The organism is Azospirillum sp. UENF 211521 (genome assembly GCF_058780535.1).
In genome coordinates this window covers 1220282-1239305 of sequence record NZ_JBSNCF010000001.1, presented here as the reverse complement: position 1 = coordinate 1239305, position 19024 = coordinate 1220282, and the positions used below count along the sequence as shown (strand labels likewise).

Below are 19024 nucleotides of genomic sequence, written 5' to 3'. Positions count from 1 at the left end.
AAAAGGGCGTCGGTCAGTCCCGCCCGTAGAGGCTGCGTTCGCCCAGCTCCTCGCCGCGCTGCCGCTCCAGCTCCTGGCTGTAGCGGCGCAGGGCGTAGGCCTCGGTGACGTAGCCGACGATCCGGCGGTCGGTGGGCGACGTCACGACCGGCAGGGCCTCCACCTCGGCGCTGCTGAAGCGGTTGAGCACGCTGCGCACATCGTCGCCCGGGCGCAGGAAGTCGTCGGCGTGCTTGGCCAGTTCGCCGACCGGCGTCTTCGCGTCCTCCTCGCCGAGCGACGGGTCATGGACGGCGCCCATGTCGATGATGCCGGCGTAGGAGCCGTCCGGCTCCACCGCGAAGACGGTCTTGGCGGCGCCCAGCGGGTGCAGGCGGCGCAGCGTGTCGAGCGTCTGGGTGGTCAGGATCGTCTTCACGTCGCCGCGCATCAGCCGCATCGCCGTCAGCTCCGACACCCAGCCGACGTCATAGGCGCCACGGATCGGCACGCCGCGCAGGTGGAAGCGCCACGTCGCGAAGGAATAGCCGAAGGCCTGCCGGACCACGGTGGTCGACACCACCACGCCGATCAGCACGCCGGACGCCGCCCAGAAATCCTGCGTCGCCTCCAGCACGAGAAGCACCATGGTGACCGGCGCGCCGATGATGCCGGCGGCCACCGCCCCCATGCCGGCCAGCACCAGCAGCATCCGGTCGAGCCCCAGCCCCGGCACCAGCAGCTCGATCACCCCGTAGGCCAGCCCGCCGAACAACCCGCCCAGAAGAAGCGAGGCGCTGAACAGCCCGCCGCGGAAGCCGGAGCCGAGCGACAGGGCCGACGCGACGATCTTGGCGGCCAGCAGGACCGCCATGGCCTCCAGCCCGCGGGCCAGTTGGGACGGGTCGGCGCCGGGTCCGGCGCCCAGCACCTGCGGCACAGCCAGGGCCAGCGCGCCGAGCGCGAGCCCGCCCAGCGCCGGGCGCCCCCAGACGGGGATGGGCAGCGCGCGGAAGCCGCGCTCGGCCACCGTCACCGCCTGCATGGCGAGGATGCTCAGCCAGCCCGCCAGAAAGCCGAGAACTCCGCAGGCCACATAGTCCCAGCCCTCCACAGCCGCCGGCCGGCCGAAGAACAGGGCCGGCGACGGGTCGGTCAGCCAGTGAGCCACCGCGACAGCGGCAACCGATGCCGCCCCGATCGGGGCCAGCGTGGCGATGGTGTAGCCGCCCATGACCAGTTCGAAGGCGTAGAAGGCGCCGGCCAGCGGCGCGCCGTAGGCGGCGGCGATCGCCGCAGCCGCCCCGCAGCCGACCAGCGTGCGCAAATCCGCCCGCCGCAGGCGGAGCTTCTGGCCGAGCGTCGAGGCGAGGCCCGACCCCGCCTGGGTGTAGGCCGCCTCCATCCCCACCGACGCGCCGGAGCCGTTGGACAGCAGGGTCGCCAGGGTCAGGCGCAGGCTGTCGATCAGGGACATCTTGCCGCCGTAGAGGGCGTTCGCCTCGACGGGGTCGACGATGTCGTTGGGCCGCCAGCGCCGCACCAGCTTCACCATCACGCCGAGCAGCAGGCCGCCGAGGGTCGGCACCAGCACCGTCCGCCAGGGATCGGACAGCGCGGCCTCGCCCAGATCCTGGCCGTGGGCCACCGAGAAGACGAAGGACTGTGTCCAGACCACGAGTTCGTGGAGCAGAGCGACGGCGAGCCCGACCCCGGCGCCGATCGCCCCGGCGAGCATCAGCACGCCCAGCACGCTGTCACGCAGGCTCCGCCGTGTCAGCACCCTGAGGAACCGCCGGCCGGGGTTTCGTGCTCTGGTCAGGGCGCCAGCCGCATCCCCCGCGGCGCCCCGGATTCCCGTCATGTCGTCCGGCATGCCGGTCAATGTGTGCCCTGCCTCCGCCCCGTCAACCGCAGGGCGCCGACCTACCCCCTTAGGGCTTGCCCGTCTGGGCCGGCGCCGGAGCGGCGGGCGACTGCCCGGAGGACGGCTGGGCCGTCGGCGGGTTGACGGCGAGGCGGCGCAGCACCTCCGCCAGATTGTCGCGCACCTTGTCGGCCAGCCCAATGTCGGCCTCCTGCGCCTCGTGGAACAGGATGGTGAACAGGCGGCCCGGCGACAGGAAGAAGGTCAGCGAGACGTGCATTTTGCCCTCCTTCAGCGCGCAGTCGACCGACCCGGTGCGCAGCATCAGGCCGGGCAGGTCCTCGACGGCGCTCAGCGACGCGGTCGGCGTGCCGCCCTCGCAGCGCTTCTTCATGGCGTCGACGTAGCCGGCGGACAGGTCCTCCAGCTTGGAGCCCTCCTCGACCATCCGCTCGCGGATGCCGCCGACGATCGGGCCGATGCGCCACGCCATGTCGGCGGGACGCTCGCCCTTCGGCACATTCTCCAGCGACACGCGCTTGACGTCGCGCACGCCGGCCGCCTTCAGCAGGTCGGCCAGCCCCTCCGGCAGCTCGTCGGGGCGGGCCGCGACCTTCTTGGTGCGGGTGTCGATGGGCGGAACGGCGCCGGCCTTGTCGACGCAGGTCTTCAGGTCGGTGAGCACCTTCTTGGTGCCCTTCAGCGCGAAGGCCATGCGGTCGGCGTCGGAGGCGAAGACCACCTCCTTGCCGTTCATCAGGGCGGTGTAAAGTTCCTCGTCCTTGCCGTTGGGGATGACCAGCATGTCCGGCTTCGGCGCCAGCGCGCGCCGCTCGCGCGTCAGCTTGCCGTCCACCACGACCTTGACCTTCCACTGCTCGCCGTTCGGCAGCTCGGCGCCCGGGATGCCCATGCCGAGATTGACCTCGCCCTTGACGTTGCGCGCGATCATCAGGACATGGCCGGTGTCGAAGCGGCCCTCGATGGCGCAATAGGCGAACTTGCCGTCCCGGTCACGCGACGGGCCGCCTTCCCAGCCGTCCTCAAGCTCGGCCGGCCCGGTCTTCTCGGTCGGATCGGCGGCCGCCGCCGGCGCCGCGGGTGCCGAGGGCGCGACGGTGCGGGGCGCCGGTGCCGGTCCGGAGGACGGCGCCGGGTAATACATGGTCGGCGGGTTCACGGGGACCAGCTCCGCCACCTGCGCCCCATCGGCGTGGGCAGCGGCGGCGCCCAGCAGAAGAAGGGAGGAAAGTGCAGCAGCGACGGCTTTGTCCAACATGGCAGAGGTAATCCTTACGGGCGGTGCGACGCCGGAAGCTAGCCCCGCCGTTGGGGATCGGCAAGCGCAAGACGAGAAAGTCACGACAAAGATCCCGGCCTGTTGCCGCAATGCCGAATTGCGTCCGGCGCCACCCTCCGCAACGCGATCAGCCGCCCAGAAAGGCGTCCCGCAGCGCCTCGGCGGGAAGGGTGTCCACCGGCCCGTCGTGCACCGCCTGACCAAGGCGCAGCAGCACGACACGCCCGGCGGCGGACAGGGCGCGGGCGGCGCTCTGCTCGGCGACCAGAACCGCCGTCCCGGTGGCGGCGATGGCGCGGACGGCGGCGAAGACCTCCCCGGCCAGCTTGGGCGACAGGCCGAGCGACGGTTCGTCGAGCAGCAGGACGCGCGGGCGGCCCATCAGCGCGCGGCCGACCGCCAGCATCTGCTGCTGCCCGCCGGACAGGCGCCACGCCCGCTCCTCCGCCTTGCCCGCCAGCGCCGGAAACAGGGCGAAGACGCGCTCCAGATCCCGGGCGCGCCCGGCCCGGTCCTGCCAGCTCGCCACCTCCAGATTGTCGCGCACGCTCATGCCGGGAAAGACGCGCCGCCCCTCCGGCACATAGCCCAGGCCAAGGCGCACCCGCCGCTCCAAGGCGAGGGCGCCAATCTCCGCGCCCTCCAGCCGGACCCGCCCGCCCGTCGCCGGGACGAGACCGAGGATGGCCTTCAGCAACGTCGACTTGCCCGCCCCGTTGGCGCCCAACAGGGCCACCGCCTCCCCCGCTCCCACGGACAGCGACAGGCGGTCCACCGCCACCGCTCCGCCATAGCCGGCGGTCAGCCCCTCGACCTGCAACAGAGGTTCGCTCATCACGCGCCCTCCCCCAGATAGGCGGCGACCACGGCCGGATCGCTGCGCACCCCTTCCGGTGGGCCGGCGTAGAGCGGGCGCCCCTGGTCCAGGCACAGCACATGGCCGACAAGCGGCAGCAGGAAGCCCATGTCGTGCTCCACCACCAGAAGCGCGGTGCCGGTGGCGGCGATGGCGCGCAGGTGACCAGCCAACTCCGCCTTCTCCCCGTCGGTCAACCCCGCCGCCGGTTCGTCGAGCAGCAGGACGGCGGGCTGGCGGGCCAGCGCGCGGGCCAGCTCCACCCGGCGGCGCAGCGCGGCGGGCAGCCCGGCGCAGGGCTTCGCGGCGAGGTCCGCGGCGCCCAGCCGCTCCAACGCCCACAGGGCGTGGGCCTCGGCCTGGGCGATCGAGCCGTCGCGCTCCAGCCGCGCCGCGGCTACGGCGGCCAGAACGTTGGCGCCGTCGGGCAGGCTGACCGCTTGGAAGGTGCGGGCGATCCCGGCGCGGGCGATGCGGTCGGGCCGCTTTCCCGCCAAATCCACATCACCCATCAGCACCCGCCCGCCATCCGGAGTCTCAAGGCCGGAGATCAGGTTGACCAGCGTCGTCTTGCCGGAGCCGTTGGGGCCGATCAGCCCGGTGATGGTCCCGGCCTCCAGAGTCAGCGACACACCGTCCACCGCCCGCACCCCGCCGAAGCCCTTGGTCAGCCCTTCCACCCGCAGCAAAGGTCCATTCGGAATGGCCATTTCCGGCGGAGCTTCGGGCTTCGGCAGGAGTGCCGGGCGGGCCGGGAACAGCCGGTCGAGCAGGCCGGTCAGCCCGTGCGGCGCCAGAACGATGGTGGCGAGCAGCGCCACGCCGTAGACGATCAGATAGCTGCGCTCCAGAAAGCGGAACCACTCCGGCAGGTGGAGCAGCAGCACCGCTCCCAGGATCGCCCCGGCCACCCGCCCCCGCCCGCCGACCACAGCGATGGTCAGGACGGAGACCATGACCGGAAATTCCAGCACCTCCGGCGAGACGACGCGCTGGGTGTGCACCGCCAAGGCGCCCGCCGCCCCGGCATAGACGGCGCTCAGCGTGAAGGCGGCCAGCCGCAGCCCGCCGACGTCCAGACCCAGCGTGCCGGCGGCCAGCGGGTCGTCGCGCACCAGCGTCAGCGCCCGCCCCCAGCGCCCGCGCGCCAGCCTCCAGGCGAGCAGCCCGCCCAGCGCCACGAAGCCCCAGACCACCGCCGCCAGCGGCAGGCCACGCGGCACCGCCCAGCCGAACAGGACGATGCCCGGCACCCCCGGCAATCCGTTGGCGCCGCCGGTCAGGGCGGGGCTGTTGACCGCCAGCAGATGGACGACCTGCGCGATCCCCAGCGTCGCCAGCGCGAAGTAATGGGATTCCAGCCGCAGCACCGGCAACCCGACCAGCAGGGCCAGCAGCAGCGGCACCAGCAGCGACACCGGAAAGGTCGCGGCAAAGCCCCACCCCCACTGGCTGCCCAGGATGCCCGTCGCGTAGGCCCCGATCCCGAAGAAAGCGCCATGGGCCAGCGACAGCGCACCGCCCAGCCCGAAGACGATCTGGAACCCGATGGCGGCCAGCGCGTACACCCCCGCCACGGTCAGCACGCGCAGCCCGTAGGGCGACGCGTACAGCAGCGCGTACGCCAGCAGCACCGCGACCCCAATCCCCTCCCCCGCCCAGCGGGGGAGGGTCAGGGTGGGGGCCAGCGCCCACAACTTGCGCACGCCCTTACGCACGACGCCGCGCCGCCTCGCCGAACAGCCCCTGCGGGCGGGCGACCAGAATGACCAGCAGCGTGGCGTAGAGCAGCCCCAGCGCCACCGGATAGGACAGCACCGACGACACCCCGACCTCGAACAGCGCGATCAGCAGCGCGCCGGCCACCGCGCCCGGAACCGAGCCCCAGCCGCCGATGGTCACCGCGATGTAGGCTTTCAGGATCAGGTCGCCGCCCGCCGTGGGCGTGACGAAGTAGCGGTTGGCCAGCAGCAGCCCCGCCGCCCCGGCGAAGGCGGTGCCCAGCGCGAAGGTGATCAGGATCATCGCCGTCACCGGCACGCCGCAAGCCCGTGCCATCTCCGGGTCCTGGGCCGTGGCGCGCAGGCGGCGGCCGAGTTGGGTCCGCCCGAACAGCCATTGCTGCCCGGCGATCAGCAGAGCGGCGACGGCGATGATCGCCAGCGACTGCTCCGCCACCACCAGCCCGCCGAGGTCGAGCGTTCCCCCACCCAGGAGCGGCGGTGCCGCGCGCGGCTCCGGTCCGAACAGGACGGAGGCGCCGTTCTGCAGGATGATCCCCGCTGCGATGGTGCTGATGAAGACCGCCACCGGCGGACGGCGGCGCAGCGGCAGATAGGCCGCCGCTGCCAGCAGCAGCCCCAGCCCGGCCATCAGCACCAGCACCACCGGCAGCAGGAGCAGCCCGGGCAGCGGCAGATACCCCGGCAGATGCGGCGCCAGCGCCACGCCGAGCAGCCCGCCGGCCATCACGAGGTCACCCTGCGCGAAATTCACCGCCGCCGTGGCGTTCAGCACCAGCACGAAGCCCAGCGCGACCAGCGCGTAGGCCGCACCCAGGGCCAGACCGTTGACGAGAAGCTGCAGGGTGATCAAGACATGCTCACTTCACCATGCCGGTCACCACGCCGGTCAGGTTGTCGTAGCGCTTGGCGATCGCCGGCACGCGCGAGGCGCCGTCGTAGCAGACGATCACGGCGGAGTGCGCCATGTTGCCCTTGCCGTCCGACTTGTAGGTCATGGCGAGACCCTGGTGGGTCCCGGTGGACAGGGCCTTGCGCACGGCCTCCGCGTTCCCCGCCCCATCCTGCACCGCCGCCAGCACCATGCGGATGCCGTCATACTGGCCGAGCGCGAAGGCGTCCGGCTCCGCGTTGAAGGCGGTGCGGTAGGCCGTGGTGAAGGCTTCCACCTCCGGGCTGCCGCCGGAGATCGGCGAGGCCGCCGTCTCGGCGCACACGCCCTTCAGTTCGGCCGGTTCCAGAAGCGCCGCGGTGCTCGGCTGGTGCATGGCGGAACCGGCGACGATGGGCACCGCCACCCCGTTGGCGGCCGCCTGCCGGATGAACAGGGCGGTCGGGCCGGAATGCAGGTGCAGCACCAGCACGTCGGGCTTGGCCGCCAACGCCTTGGTCAGGACCGGCAGCAGATCCTTGGCGGCGGGGTCCACCCCCTCCTCGAACACCGGCTCGACGCCGAGCTTTTTGAAGGCCTGCTCCAGATGGGCCTTGCCGCTCTGGCCGTAGGCCGTCGTCTGGTAGATCACCGCCGGGCGCTTCCTGCCCAACTCCTCCGTCACGTAGCGGGCGTGAGCCTCCTTGGTCACGGCGTCGCCGGGGAAGAAGCGGAAGACCCAGGGGTTGCCCTGCTCGGTGATGCTCGCCGTGCCCGACACGGTGACCAGCGGAATCTTGTAATCCTGGGCCAGCGGCAGCATCGCCAGCATCTGCGTGCCCAGCATGCTGGCCGCCACCGCCGTGACCGTGCCGCCCGCCGCGCGCTCCAGCGCCGTGACCGCAGCCTCCGGCGAGGTGCCGGTGTCGATCACCTCCGACCGCACCGTCACACCCGCGGGCGCGTCCTTCAGCGCCAGGACGGCGCCGTTGCGCTGGCTCGTCCCCTCCAGCGACAGGAAGCCGGTCAGCGGCACCAGCACGGGGACCGAGGCATCGCCCGCCCGCGCCGCGCCGGACAGGAGGGACGCCGTAAAGACGGTTGCCGAGAGGATGGAAAGGAAGCGCCGCATGGATGTGTCTCCTCCTGCCCGGCGAAGAACCGCGCGAGGACGAGGAGGCCAGGGGTGTAGCGGCGGCACAGCCTCGAACGCTTGGCTCCCTTCGCTGGCATGACCCAGATCAGGTTCGATGGGTGTGGTCTCAGCCCGCCTTGCGGCAGGCACCCCAGCCGTTCGTGTGCACAGTGTGAGCCCGGCGCCCGGCTGTCAAGCGGCGGCCCGGCGCCTTTTCACAATTTCGCAACGCAACAGACACCGGAGAGTCGCGCTTCCCGTGGTTCCTTCCGCCGCCCCCGGCCCACGCCGGATCGTCGCCCCAACCGGAAAGTCGTCACGCAGCATGCGGCCCACCCCGTCGCACGGCACCGTCACCCTCCACCGCTTCGCCGCCGCGCCGGACGGCTGCGGGCTGCGGGCCGTCCTGTCGGGGCGCATCGACCACGCCGCCCTGCCGGGGCTGACGCCCCTGCTCCGCCGCGCCGCGGATGCGCGGACCCTGACCCTGCGCGTCGATCTGGGACGGGTGGAGTTCCTCGATTCCTGCGGCATCGGGATATTGCTGGCTCTGCGCAAGGCCGTGCTTGAGCGCGGCGGCGTCATCGCCTTCGAGAACCACCCGCCGCGCATCCGGCGCGTGCTGGAGCGCAGCCGGATCGTCGCGCTGACCGACCCGCCGCGTGTCGCGGACAGCGGCTTGACCTTCTCCGCCGCGGCCTGACCGATCAGTCGCCGCGGCGCCGCGTTTCCCGGTAGAGGATGTAGAGCCCGCTGGCGATGATGATCCCAGCCCCGGCCAGGACCGTAGGGGTCGGCACGTCGCCGAAGACCAGGAAGCCGAGCAGGGTCGCCCAGATCATCCCCGTGTATTCGAAGGGCGCCACCACCGCGGCGCGGCCCAGGCGGAAGGCCTGGGTCATCAGCACCTGCGCCGCCCCGCCCAGCGTGCCGACCAGAAGCATCAGCCACAGGTCGAACCCGCCCGGCTGCACCCAGTCGGGGATCGCCGCCACGCCGCTCACCACCGTGGTGGTCAGCAGCAGATAGACGACGATGGCGGTGTTGCTCTCCGTCCGCGACAGGCCGCGCACCGCGATCATCGCCAGCGCGTAGAAGAAGGCCGCTGCCACGCCCACGAGAATCGGCAGGAGCGGCGCGTCGGCCTCCGGGCGGGCCATCACCACCACGCCGCCGAACCCGACCAGCACCGCCGCCCAGCGCCGCCACCCCACCGGCTCGCCGAGCAGCGGCATGGACAGCGCCGTGATGAACAGGGGGCCGGCGAAGCTCAGCACATAGACCTCAGCCAACGGCAAGTGCTTGAAGGCATAGAAGAAGCAGCCCATCGACAGCAGCCCGGCGAGCGAGCGGAGGACGTGGGCGACCGGGCGCTGCGTGCGCATCCCGCCCCAGCCGCCGCGCGCCACCGAAATGCCGCCGACCAGCACCACCGCCACCACCGACCGCGCGAACATGAGCTGCGCCACCGGGTAGCCGCTGCTCAGATATTTGATGAGCGTGTCCATGCCCGCGAACAGGAAGATGGCCAGCACGAAGCAGCCGATAGCACGGCGGGTGTCATCGCTGGCGGCAGCGGCGGGAAGAGCGGCGGTTTGGGTCATGATTGCACAGTATCTGAGCAACCATGACGCTGCCCAATGCCGCAACCGCAGGTCTGGCCCGCGCCGCATCGCCTCGGGGGGCGTCGGCAATTCACGCTTCGTGAATCGCCGGGCGGACGTTTGGCGAAGCGAACCCGGCTTTTCGCGGATCGGCGCTGGTCCCATCCGGCGCATCGGACAGTCTGGCGGACATTTCCATCACACCAAGGGTCCGCCATGCTCCTGTCCAAGCCGATGCCCCAATCGATCCGCATCCTCGTCGGATTTTCGCCCTGGATCGCCTTCGGCGTTCTGCAGCCGGCGGGCCATGCGGCGGCCGTGCTGGCGGCGCTGCTGCTCAGCCTGGCGCTCTGCGCCCAGGATTGGCGGCGCGGTTCGCCGAAGGCGCCGGAACTGGTCGCCGCCGCCTTCTTCGCCGCGCTGCTCCTCAGCGGGCCGTTCGAGCGCATGGGGATGACCGTCCATCTCGCCCTGGCCGGCATGGCCTTCGCCTCGCTCGCGCTGGGCCGCCCCTTCACCCTGCCCTATGCCCGCGAAACGACTCCGCCCGGCCTGTGGCATCTGCCGCAGTTCGTCGCCATCAACAAGGCGGTCACCGCGCTGTGGGGTGTGGTCTTCCTGGCCGGCGCCGGCGGCTTCGCCATCGCGACCGAGGTCGGCGTCGTCACCTCGACCCTCGCCACCCTGGCCGGTATGCTGGCGACCCGTCGATTGCCGGACTGGCTGGTCGACCGGACCGTCGCCCGCCGTCTGGCCGAGCGGGAGCCCCACCGCTGGCCCGCCCCCGCCGTGCTCGGGCAGAAGGACGGTGTCGTCGTGGTGGGCGCCGGCATCGGCGGGCTGACCGCGGCGGCCCTGCTGGCGGAGGCCGGGGTCCGCGTCACCGTTCTGGAGGCGCACGACCGTCCGGGCGGCTATTGCTCCTCCTGGGACCGCAAGGTCTGGCTGCGCGACGGGTCGATGGGGCGATTCACCTTCGACGCCGGGGTGCACGACGTCAGCGGCACCCATCCGGATGGCCCGGTCGGGCATCTGCTGCGCACGGTCGGCGTGGCGGACCGCGTGCGCTGGCAGCCGGTGACCCGCGGCATCGTCCGGAACGGCGCCCTTCAGCCGCTGCCCGTCGACGCCGAGGGTCTGGCCGCCCTGATCGCGCGGGAGCATCCCGGCAGCGCCGCTGGGGCCACCGCCTTTCTGGAGGAGATGCGCGGGGTTTACCGCGACCTCTACCGCGGCTGCGCCGACACCGGCCTTCCCCACATCCCGCGCGACGTCGCGGCGATGCGCGCCTATCCGCTGGAGTGCCCGCAGGCCTTCCGTTGGCAGGACCGCGGCTTTCTGGAGATGCTGGCGCATTATGTGCCCGACGCCGGGGCTCGCGCCCTGCTGTCCAGCCTGACCGGCTACCTGTCCGACCGGCCGGAGCGGCTGGGCGCCACCCAGATGGCGCCGATTTTCGGCTATGTCTTCGACGGCGGCGCCTACCCGGAGGGCGGATCGCAGCGGCTCGCCGACGCTCTGGTCGAGGCGATCCGCGCCAAGGGCGGCGAGGTCCGGCTGCGCACCCCCGTCCGTCGCATCCTGGTCGAGAACGGCCGGGCCGCCGGGGTCGAGACCTTGGATGGAGAGCGCATCGCCGCCGCCGCGGTGATCTCCAACGCCGACGCCCGGCGGACCCTGCTGGAACTGGTGGGGGAGGAGCATCTGCCCGCCGGGAGCGCGGACCAATACCGCGCGCTGCGCCCCACGACCTCGGCCTTTCTGGTCACGCTGGCCCTGGACATACGCCCGGACCTGCCGGCGATGACCTTTCTGAGGGAGACCGGCTTGGCGCTGGCCCTGCCTTCCGCCCATGACTCAAATCTGGCTCCGTCGGGTTGCGCGGCGCTGACGCTGATGCGGCTGGACCCGGCGGGCGCCGCCTGGGACCGCTCCGCCCCCGACTACCGCGCGCGGAAGACACGGGAGGGCGACGCGATGATCGCCGCGGCCGCGGCCGTGATCCCGGATCTGGAGCGCCACATCCTGCACCGGCAGGACGCCAGCGCCGCCACCTTCGCCCGCTACGCCCACACGACGGAGGGGGCGATCTACGGCACCGATCCGGCGCTTCCCGCCAAGTCGCCGGTGCCCGGCCTGCTGTTGGCCGGTGGCGGGGTCTTCCCCGGTCCGGGGGTCGAGGCCTGCGTCATCTCGGGCCGCCGCGCCGCGGAGGCTCTGGTGGGGCCGGCGCGGGCGCGGCAGGCCGAGGACGGACGCCGTGCCGCGTGAAGCCGCCTCTTACAGCCGGATGCGGTCGGCGATCAGCGGTCCGGCCGGCGGAGCGCTGTCGGCCAAGGTGAAGGCGCGGCGGAGCAGCGCCGCCGCGTCCTCCGCCTGCGCCGCGCTGCGGGCGTGGACGACGGCGAGCGGGCGCTCCGCCGGTCCCACCGAAGCGCCCAGCCCGGCGACGTCGGCAAGCCCGACCGCAAAGTCGATGGGATCGGTCGTCTTGGTCCGCCCGCCGCCCAGGGCCACCACGGCGATGCCGACCGCCCGCACGTCGATGGCCGCCACCACGCCCGCCCGCTCGGCGAAGACCGGCTGGACGACGGGGGCGGCGTCGAGATAGCGGTCCGGCGCGTCCAGCAGGTCCGCCGGGCCGCCCAGCGCGTGGACCATGCGGGCGAAGCGCTCGGCGGCCTGCCCGCTCGCCATCGCCTGGTCGAAGCGGGTGCGGCCGGCGGCGGCGTCGGGGACCAGCCCGGCCAGCACCAGCAGCTCGGCGGCCTGGGCGGCGGTGACCTCGTAGAGCCGGGAGTCGGCCGCGCCGCTGCGCAGGATGTCGATGCACTCCCGCATCTCCAGCGCGTTGCCGGCGGTCAGGCCCAGCACCTCGTTCATGTCGGTCAGCAGCGCGACGGTGGGCAGCCCGGCGCCCTCGGCCACGGTGACGAGGCTGTCGGCCAGCTCCCGCGCCTTGGCGATGTCGGGCAGGAAGGCGCCGGAGCCGAACTTCACGTCCATCACCAGCGCGTCCAGCCCGGCCGCCAGCTTCTTCGACAGGATCGAGGAGGTCAGCAGGTCGATGGTCTCCACCGTCGCCGTCACGTCGCGGATGGCGTAGAGCCGGCGGTCGGCGGGGGCGATGTCGTCGGTGGCGCCGATCACCGCGCAGCCGACCTCCTTGACCACCCGTTCCAGCGTCGCCCGGTCGGGCTTGGCGCGGTAGCCGGGGATGCTCTCGAATTTGTCGAGCGTGCCGCCGGTGTGGCCCAGCCCGCGCCCCGAGACCATCGGCACGAAGCCGCCGCAGGCGGCCAGCGCCGGGGCGAGGATCAGGCTGACCTTGTCGCCGACGCCGCCGGTCGAATGCTTGTCGACCACCGGACCGGGCAGGTCGAGATGGTCCCAGCGCATCACCGTCCCGGAATCCCGCATGGCCAGCGTCAGTGCCACCCGCTCCTCCAGTGTCATGCCGCGGAAGAAGACGGCCATGGCGAAGGCCGCCGCCTGCCCTTCGGTGACGGAGCCGTCGGTGATGCCGCGCACGAAGGCGCCGATCTCCGCCGCGTCCAGGCGTGCGCCGTCGCGCTTCTTGCGAATCAGTTCCTGGGGAAGCATCCGTGCGTCCGTTCCGTGGTCTGGTCTGTCGCGCGGATCAATAGCCGGCGGCGGCCGGCTGGGCAACCGCCCCACCGCCCTTGCCGTCGCCCTTGCCGTCCTTCCCATCCTTGCCCTCGCCCTTTCCCTCACCCTTGCCGCCGCCATGGCCGGCGGTGGCGAGCAGCGAGTTCGAGCAGCGCCGACGCGCCGAAGCGGAAGGTCTCCGGCTTGGCCCAGCCCTTGCCCTGGATCGCGGTGGCAAGCGCCAGGAAGGCCGCCGCCCCATCGGCGTCGCGGATGCCGCCCGCCGCCTTGAAGCCCACCGGCTTGCCCGATTCATGGATGACGTGCAGCAGCAGCGCCGCCGCCTCCAGCGTCGCGGCCGGCTGCACCTTGCCGGTGGAGGTTTTCAGGAAATCCGCCCCGGCGGCGATGGAGTCGCGAGCGGCCCAGGCCAACAGCTCCGGATCGGGGAAGCAGCCGGACTCCAGGATCACCTTCATGGTCACGTCGGTCCCGCAGGCCTCGCGGCAGGCGCGGATCACGTTCATCGGCTGGGTGCGGGCGCCGTCGATGAAGGCGCGGTAGGGAAGCACCACGTCGATCTCCTGCGCGCCGTCCTTGATGGCCGCCTTGGTCTCCGCCGCCACCGTCGCCGCGTCGGCCTCCCCCGAAGGGAAGTTGACGACGGTGGCGATCTTCACGCCGCTGCCCTTCAGCGCCTTGCGCGCGGTCTTGACGAAGCGGGGCCAGACGCACACCGCGGCGACCTTGCCGGCGGGGGTGACGGCGCGTTTGCACAGCGCCTCCACCGCCTGCTCGGTGTCGTCGTCGTTCAGGCTGGTCAGGTCGAGCAGGCCGACGGCGCGGCCGGCCCCCTTGGCGTCGGCCTTGACGGCGGTCGCGCTGTCGAGCGCCCGTTGCAGATCGGCGGGAAGTTTCATGACCGGCGTCCTTCGTCTATGTTCAGCCCGTCGAGAAAGCCGGTCAGCAGCCGCTCCAGGTCGGAGGCGGCGGCCGAGGCGGCGCGCAGGGTCTGGTCATGGTCCACCGGCCCGTCGCCGAGTCCCACCCCCAGGTTGGTGATGACCGCGCAGCCCACGACCCGCAGGCCGCAATGCCGCGCGACGATGCATTCGGGCACCGTGGACATGCCGACCGCGTCCGCGCCCAGGACCTTCAACATCCGGACCTCGGCCGGCGTCTCGAAGGAGGGGCCGGGATAGGCGGCGTACACGCCCTCGACCAGATCGATGTTCAGCTCCAGCGCCCGGCGCCGCATCAGCGCGCGCAGGGCCGGGTCCCAGGCGTCGGTCATGCTGGGAAAGCGCGGGCCGAAGCTGTCCTCGTTGGGGCCGGTCAGCGGGTTGGCGCCCAGCATGTTGATGTGATCGGAAATCGCCATCAGCCGCCCCGGCCCGACCTCCACCCGCAGCGAGCCGGCGGCGCAGGTCAGCACCAGCGTGTCGCAGCCGGCCAGCTTCAGCGCACGGACCGCCGTCTTCAGCGCGTCGAAGCCGTTGCCCTCGTAGGCGTGGACGCGGCCCTGCATGCAGGCGACGGGCTGGCCGCCGAGATGGCCCAGCACCAGCCGGCCCATGTGCCCCTCGACGCTGGGCAGCGGGAAGCCGGGCAGGTCGCCGTAGGGCATGACGGTCGCCCCCTCGATGCGGTCGGCGACCCCGCCCAGGCCGGAGCCGAGCACGATCCCCACCCGCGGGCGGAAGCCGGGGACCCGGTGCAGGATTTCCGCGGCGGCGCGTGCGGCGGTCATGGCGGTCAGTTCCCCTCAGAAGTCGAGATTGTCAGGGCCGAAGGAGTGCGGCAGCAACTCGTCCAACCGAAACGTTTGCCGAAGCCCTTCCGGTCCACAGACATGAATCGGCGTGTCGGGTTTGGCGAACTCGCGCAACCGCTGGCGGCAGCCGCCGCAGGGCGTGCACAGCCGGCCGTCGCCGGTCCGGCCGCCCATCACGACGATCGCCCGGATGCTTCGGTCCCCGGCCAGGATCATCGCCCCGATGGCCGAGGCCTCGGCGCACTGACCCTGCGGGTAGGCGGCGTTCTCCACATTCGCCCCGGCGTGGATGCGCCCGGATTCGCCCAAGATGGCCGCACCGACCGAAAAATGAGAATAGGGCGCGTAGGCCTGCGCCATCGCGTCGCGGGCGGCAGCAAGCAGGGAGTCGGGGACGTTTTGCGGGTCGCTCATCACCGTTCCTTCACATAGGGGACGCCGCTGGCCTTGGGCGCCACCGCCCGCCCGACGAAGCCGGCGAGCAGAAGCACGGTCAGCACATAGGGCAGCATCTGGATGAACTGCACCGGGATCACCCCCACCACCGGCAGCGGCACGCCTTGCAGGCGCACCTGCACCGCGTCGGTGAAGGCGAAGAGCAGGCAGGCGAACAGCGTCGGCCAGGGCCGCCATTTCCCGAAGATCAGCGCGGCCAGCGCCAGATAGCCCTTGCCCGCCGTCATGTCGCGCACGAATCCGGCGCCGTGCGCGGTGGACAGGTAGGCGCCGGCGATGCCGGTCAGCACCCCGGTGATGATGACCGCCTGATAGCGCAGCCGCGTGACCGACAGGCCCGCCGTGTCGACCGCCGACGGGTTCTCCCCCACCGCGCGCAGCCGCAGCCCGAAGCGCGAGCGGGTGAACAGCCAGTGGGTCGCCACCACCAGAAGGACGGTCAGCCAGATCAGCACGTTGGCGTCGTCGATCAGCTCCCGGTAGACGGGGCCGAGGATCGGAATCCCGGACAATGCCTCCACCCCCGGCAGATGGATTTGTGGCAACCGCGCCTCCCCCGGCAGCAGAGGGGTCTGGCCGCCCTGGCGGAACCAGGCGTAGGCCAGCGTCGGCGCCAGCCCGGCGACCAGGATGTTGATCGCCATGCCCGACACCACTTGGTTGCCCTTGTGGGTGATGCAGGCGAAGCCATGGACCAGCGCCAGCGCCACCGAGGCCGCGATGGCGGCGCCCAGGCCCAGCCAGGGGTTTCCGGTGGAGGAGGCGACGGCGGCGGCGAAGAAGGCGCCGGCCAGCATCTTGCCCTCCAGCCCGATGTCCACCACCCCCGCCCGCTCGCTGTACAGCGCCGCGAAGGCGGCGAGCACCAGCGGGGTCGCCACGCGGATGGTGGCGTCAGCCAGCAGCAGGACGACGAGCAGGGCGTCATCCATGCGCTGTTCCCCCGTCATGGCCCCCGCCGCGCCACTCGCGACGACGGCGGAACAGCGCCTCGACCCGCGGCTTGAACAGGTTCTCCAGCGCCCCGGCGAACAGGATGACGAGGCCCTGGATGACCATCACCAGCTCCCGGTTCACGGTGGGGTATTCGAAGGACACCTGTCCGCCCCCCTGCGCCAGCACGCCGAACAGCAGCGCCGCCAGGATGATCCCCACCGGATGGTTGCGCCCCATCAGCGCCACGGCGATGCCGACGAAGCCCACCCCGCCGGTGAAGTTCAGCAGGATGCGGTGCTGCACCCCCATGATTTCGTTCACGCCGACGAAGCCGGCAAACGCCCCGGAGATCGCCATGGCGAGGATGATGTTCCGCGCCGGCGAGATGCCGGCGTAGATCGCCGCCCGCTCGTTCCGCCCGACCGTGCGGATCTCGTAGCCCCAGCGGGTCCGCCACAGGAACAGGTAAAACAGCGCGCAGCAGGCCAGCGCCCACAGGAAGGACAGATTCAGCGGCGAGGCCGGGATGGCGACGCCGAACCAGCCGAGCGCCCGGTCCATGGTCGGCAGCCAGACGCCGGGATCGAACTCCCGCGTTTCCGGCGACTGCGATCCGGGGCGGATCAGCACGTCCACCAGCAGGTAGGTCATGATCGCCGCGGCGATGAAGTTGAACATGATCGTCGTGATGACGATGTGGCTGCCGCGTTTGGCCTGGAGCCAGCCGGGAACCGCCCCCCAGACCGCCCCGAACAGAGCCGACAGGACCACCGCGCCCAGCGCCGCCACCGGCCAGGGCCAGCCGGTCAGAGCCAGCCCGACCAGCCCGGCCCCCAGCCCGCCGAGATAGGCCTGCCCCTCCCCGCCGATGTTGAACAGCCCGCAATGGAAGGCGATGGCGACCGCCAGCCCGGTGAAGATGTAGCTGGTCGTGTAGTAGAGGGTGTAGCCGATGGCCTCGGGGTAGCCGACCGCCTCGGTCACCAGCAGCGCCAGCACGTCGAGCGGATTCTCGCCGATCACCAGGATGACCAGCCCGGACAGGACGAGGGCGGCCAGCAGGTTCAGCAGCGGCAGAAGCGCGTAGCCGACCCAGCCGGGAATCGCGCCCGGCCGGCCGAAGCCCCGGCCCGTCCCCCCTGCGCCGCGTCCTGCGCCATCCCGGCTCCATCCGTGGTGATTTCCGTTCACAGACCGGACGGTTCGAGCGTCCCGGCGTCAAGGAAAGTGCCCCGCGCACGGGGCCAGCGCAAGCGGGAGCGTTCGGGGTCAACCTTACGCTGCCTCCGTCACCCCGGCCATCATCAGGCCGAGACGCCGCTCGTCCGCCTCGTCCGGGGCGACCTCACCCACCAGCCGGCCGTCGAACATGACCAGGATGCGGTCGGACAGGGCGCGGATCTCGTCCAACTCCACCGACACCAGCAGTATCGCCTTGCCCTGGTCGCGCAGTGCCACCAGACGGCGGTGGATGAACTCGATGGCGCCGATGTCCACGCCGCGGGTGGGCTGGCCAACCAGCAGCAGGTCGGGATTCCGCTCCATCTCGCGGGCCAGCACGATCTTCTGCTGGTTGCCGCCGGAGAAGTTGGCGGCGGGCAGGCGCGGGTCGCGCGGGCGCACGTCGTAGGCGTCCATCTCCGCCGCACAGCGGTCAAACAGGGCGCGGCGGTCCATCAGCAGCCGCCCGTTGAAGGCCGGATCGCCCTGATGGCCGAGGATCGCGCATTCCTGCGCCTCGAAACTCGTGACGAGGCCGACCCTCTGCCGGTCCTCCGGCACATGGCCGACGCCGAGGGCGCGCAGCCCCCGCGCGGTGAAGCGGTCGGGCCGGTCGGCCAGCTCCTCCCCGCGCAGGCGGACGGAGCCACCCGCCGGCGTGCGCATCCCGGCCAGCGCTTCCAGCAGTTCGGACTGGCCATTGCCGGAGACACCGGCGATGCCGACGATCTCCCCGGCGCGCACGGTCAGCCCGACGCCCTTCACCCGCTCCACCCCGGCGCCGTCGCACACGCGCAGGCCGGAGACCTCCAGCACCGCCGGGCCGGGCGTGGCTGGCGCCTTCTCCACCCGCAGCAGCACCTTGCGCCCGACCATCAGTTCGGCCAGCGCCTCGCGGCTGGTGTCGGCGGTGGCGACGTTCGCCACCACCTGCCCGCGGCGCATGACCGTCACGTTGTCGGTCAGCTCCATGATCTCGCGCAGCTTGTGGGTGATGATGACGACCGTCTTTCCCTGCCCGCGCAAGGCGCGGAGGATGCGGAAGAGGTGGTCGGTCTCCTGCGGGGTCAGGACGCCCGTGGGCTCGTCGAGGATCAGGAGGTCGGCGCCGCGGTAGAGCGCCTTGAGGATCTCCACCCTCTGCTGCGCCCCCACCGGCAGCTCGCCGACCGGACGGTCGAGGTCCACCTCCAGCCCGTAGTCGCGGGCGAGCCGGGTCAGCTCCGCCCGCGCCCGCGCCATTCCGGCGGCCAGGGTGACGCCACCCTCCGCCCCCAGCAGCACGTTCTCCAGCACGGTGAAGGGATCGACGAGCATGAAATGCTGGTGGACCATGCCGATCCCGACAGCCAGGGCGTCGCGCGGGCTGCGCACCGCCACCGGGCGGCCGTCCACCAGGATCGTGCCGCCGTCGGCGGGCAGATAGCCGTAGACGATGCTCATGATCGTCGACTTGCCGGCGCCGTTCTCGCCGATCACGCCGTGGATGGTGCCCTTCGGCACAGCCAGCGACACGTCGCGATTGGCGTGGTTGGCGCCGAACCACTTGTTGACGCCGCGGGTTTCCAAAGCGGGAGGGTGTTGGGGCATGGGGACTTTCATGATTGGAAGGTCCTTGCCCCCACCCTTCCCACGGCTTCGCCGCGGGCCCCTTCCCTCCCCCGCTTCGCAGGA

16 protein-coding genes and 1 riboswitch are annotated in these 19024 nt (G+C 71.9%); of the genes, 2 read left to right on the top strand and 14 right to left on the bottom strand.

Features of this window, described 5'->3' with window-relative positions; translation table 11 throughout:
• Nucleotides 1-13: 13 nt before the first annotated feature.
• The 6 genes from ACWPN5_RS05720 to ACWPN5_RS05695 all read right to left on the bottom strand — a co-directional run bounded on the left by ACWPN5_RS05720 (nt 14) and on the right by ACWPN5_RS05695 (nt 7747).
• On the bottom strand, nt 14-1762 hold the full coding sequence (locus ACWPN5_RS05720) for a chloride channel protein (RefSeq protein ID WP_307833744.1): 1749 nt from the start codon (nt 1760-1762) through the stop codon (nt 14-16).
• A gap of 151 nt (nt 1763-1913) precedes the next feature.
• On the bottom strand, nt 1914-3125 hold the full coding sequence (locus ACWPN5_RS05715; protein ID WP_145684621.1) for a hypothetical protein: 1212 nt from the start codon (nt 3123-3125) through the stop codon (nt 1914-1916).
• Nucleotides 3126-3273: 148 nt separating this feature from the next.
• A complete protein-coding gene (locus ACWPN5_RS05710; RefSeq protein ID WP_492294737.1) occupies nt 3274-3981 on the bottom strand; it encodes an ABC transporter ATP-binding protein in 708 nt (235 codons plus the stop codon).
• Nucleotides 3981-5708 carry a branched-chain amino acid ABC transporter ATP-binding protein/permease gene (locus ACWPN5_RS05705; RefSeq protein WP_492294735.1) on the bottom strand — a complete coding sequence of 576 codons (1728 nt, stop codon included), beginning with the start codon at nt 5706-5708 and terminating at the stop codon, nt 3981-3983. Before ACWPN5_RS05705 ends, ACWPN5_RS05710 begins: the two co-directional genes overlap by 1 nt.
• 4 nt (nt 5709-5712) lie before the next feature.
• On the bottom strand, nt 5713-6597 hold the full coding sequence (locus ACWPN5_RS05700; RefSeq protein WP_094304366.1) for a branched-chain amino acid ABC transporter permease: 885 nt from the start codon (nt 6595-6597) through the stop codon (nt 5713-5715).
• A gap of 7 nt (nt 6598-6604) precedes the next feature.
• Nucleotides 6605-7747 (bottom strand): ABC transporter substrate-binding protein, encoded by a 1143-nt coding sequence (locus ACWPN5_RS05695; protein WP_145684598.1) that lies wholly within the window; start codon nt 7745-7747, stop codon nt 6605-6607.
• Between the two features lie 69 nt (nt 7748-7816).
• Nucleotides 7817-7914: riboswitch (TPP riboswitch) on the bottom strand.
• A 161-nt stretch (nt 7915-8075) separates the two neighbouring features.
• Between ACWPN5_RS05695 and ACWPN5_RS05690 the strand changes: the two genes are divergently transcribed.
• Complete coding sequence (locus tag ACWPN5_RS05690; RefSeq protein WP_145684591.1) at nt 8076-8453, top strand: STAS domain-containing protein; 378 nt, start codon at nt 8076-8078, stop codon at nt 8451-8453.
• A gap of 4 nt (nt 8454-8457) precedes the next feature.
• Here ACWPN5_RS05690 and ACWPN5_RS05685 read toward each other — a convergent pair whose 3' ends face one another.
• Nucleotides 8458-9354 carry a DMT family transporter gene (locus ACWPN5_RS05685; protein WP_145684584.1) on the bottom strand — a complete coding sequence of 299 codons (897 nt, stop codon included), beginning with the start codon at nt 9352-9354 and terminating at the stop codon, nt 8458-8460.
• 216 nt (nt 9355-9570) lie between these two features.
• Here ACWPN5_RS05685 and ACWPN5_RS05680 point away from each other — a divergent pair, with 216 nt between their 5' ends.
• Nucleotides 9571-11625, top strand: coding sequence for an FAD-dependent oxidoreductase (locus ACWPN5_RS05680; RefSeq protein WP_492294732.1), 2055 nt, complete (start codon nt 9571-9573; stop codon nt 11623-11625).
• 9 nt (nt 11626-11634) lie between these two features.
• Here ACWPN5_RS05680 and deoA read toward each other — a convergent pair whose 3' ends face one another.
• The 7 genes from deoA to ACWPN5_RS05645 form a co-directional block, all read right to left on the bottom strand.
• Entirely contained in the window at nt 11635-12957 is a 1323-nt protein-coding gene (gene deoA, locus ACWPN5_RS05675; RefSeq protein ID WP_145684568.1) for a thymidine phosphorylase, read from the bottom strand.
• A gap of 128 nt (nt 12958-13085) precedes the next feature.
• Nucleotides 13086-13883 (bottom strand): deoxyribose-phosphate aldolase, encoded by a 798-nt coding sequence (deoC, locus tag ACWPN5_RS05670; protein ID WP_492294730.1) that lies wholly within the window; start codon nt 13881-13883, stop codon nt 13086-13088.
• A complete protein-coding gene (locus ACWPN5_RS05665) occupies nt 13880-14713 on the bottom strand; it encodes a purine-nucleoside phosphorylase (protein ID WP_014240013.1) in 834 nt (277 codons plus the stop codon). The genes deoC and ACWPN5_RS05665 overlap by 4 nt, the downstream gene beginning before the upstream one ends.
• Before the next feature lie 15 nt (nt 14714-14728).
• Nucleotides 14729-15151, bottom strand: coding sequence for a cytidine deaminase (gene cdd, locus ACWPN5_RS05660; RefSeq protein ID WP_492294728.1), 423 nt, complete (start codon nt 15149-15151; stop codon nt 14729-14731).
• Nucleotides 15151-16125, bottom strand: a complete 975-nt coding sequence (locus ACWPN5_RS05655) for an ABC transporter permease (protein ID WP_145684557.1) — start codon at nt 16123-16125, stop codon at nt 15151-15153. Before ACWPN5_RS05655 ends, cdd begins: the two co-directional genes overlap by 1 nt.
• Nucleotides 16118-17320: an ABC transporter permease gene (locus ACWPN5_RS05650; RefSeq protein ID WP_492294725.1), complete on the bottom strand. Its 1203-nt coding sequence runs from the start codon at nt 17318-17320 to the stop codon at nt 16118-16120. The genes ACWPN5_RS05655 and ACWPN5_RS05650 overlap by 8 nt, the downstream gene beginning before the upstream one ends.
• 84 nt (nt 17321-17404) lie before the next feature.
• Nucleotides 17405-18952: an ABC transporter ATP-binding protein gene (locus tag ACWPN5_RS05645; protein ID WP_492294723.1), complete on the bottom strand. Its 1548-nt coding sequence runs from the start codon at nt 18950-18952 to the stop codon at nt 17405-17407.
• Nucleotides 18953-19024 lie beyond the last annotated feature (72 nt).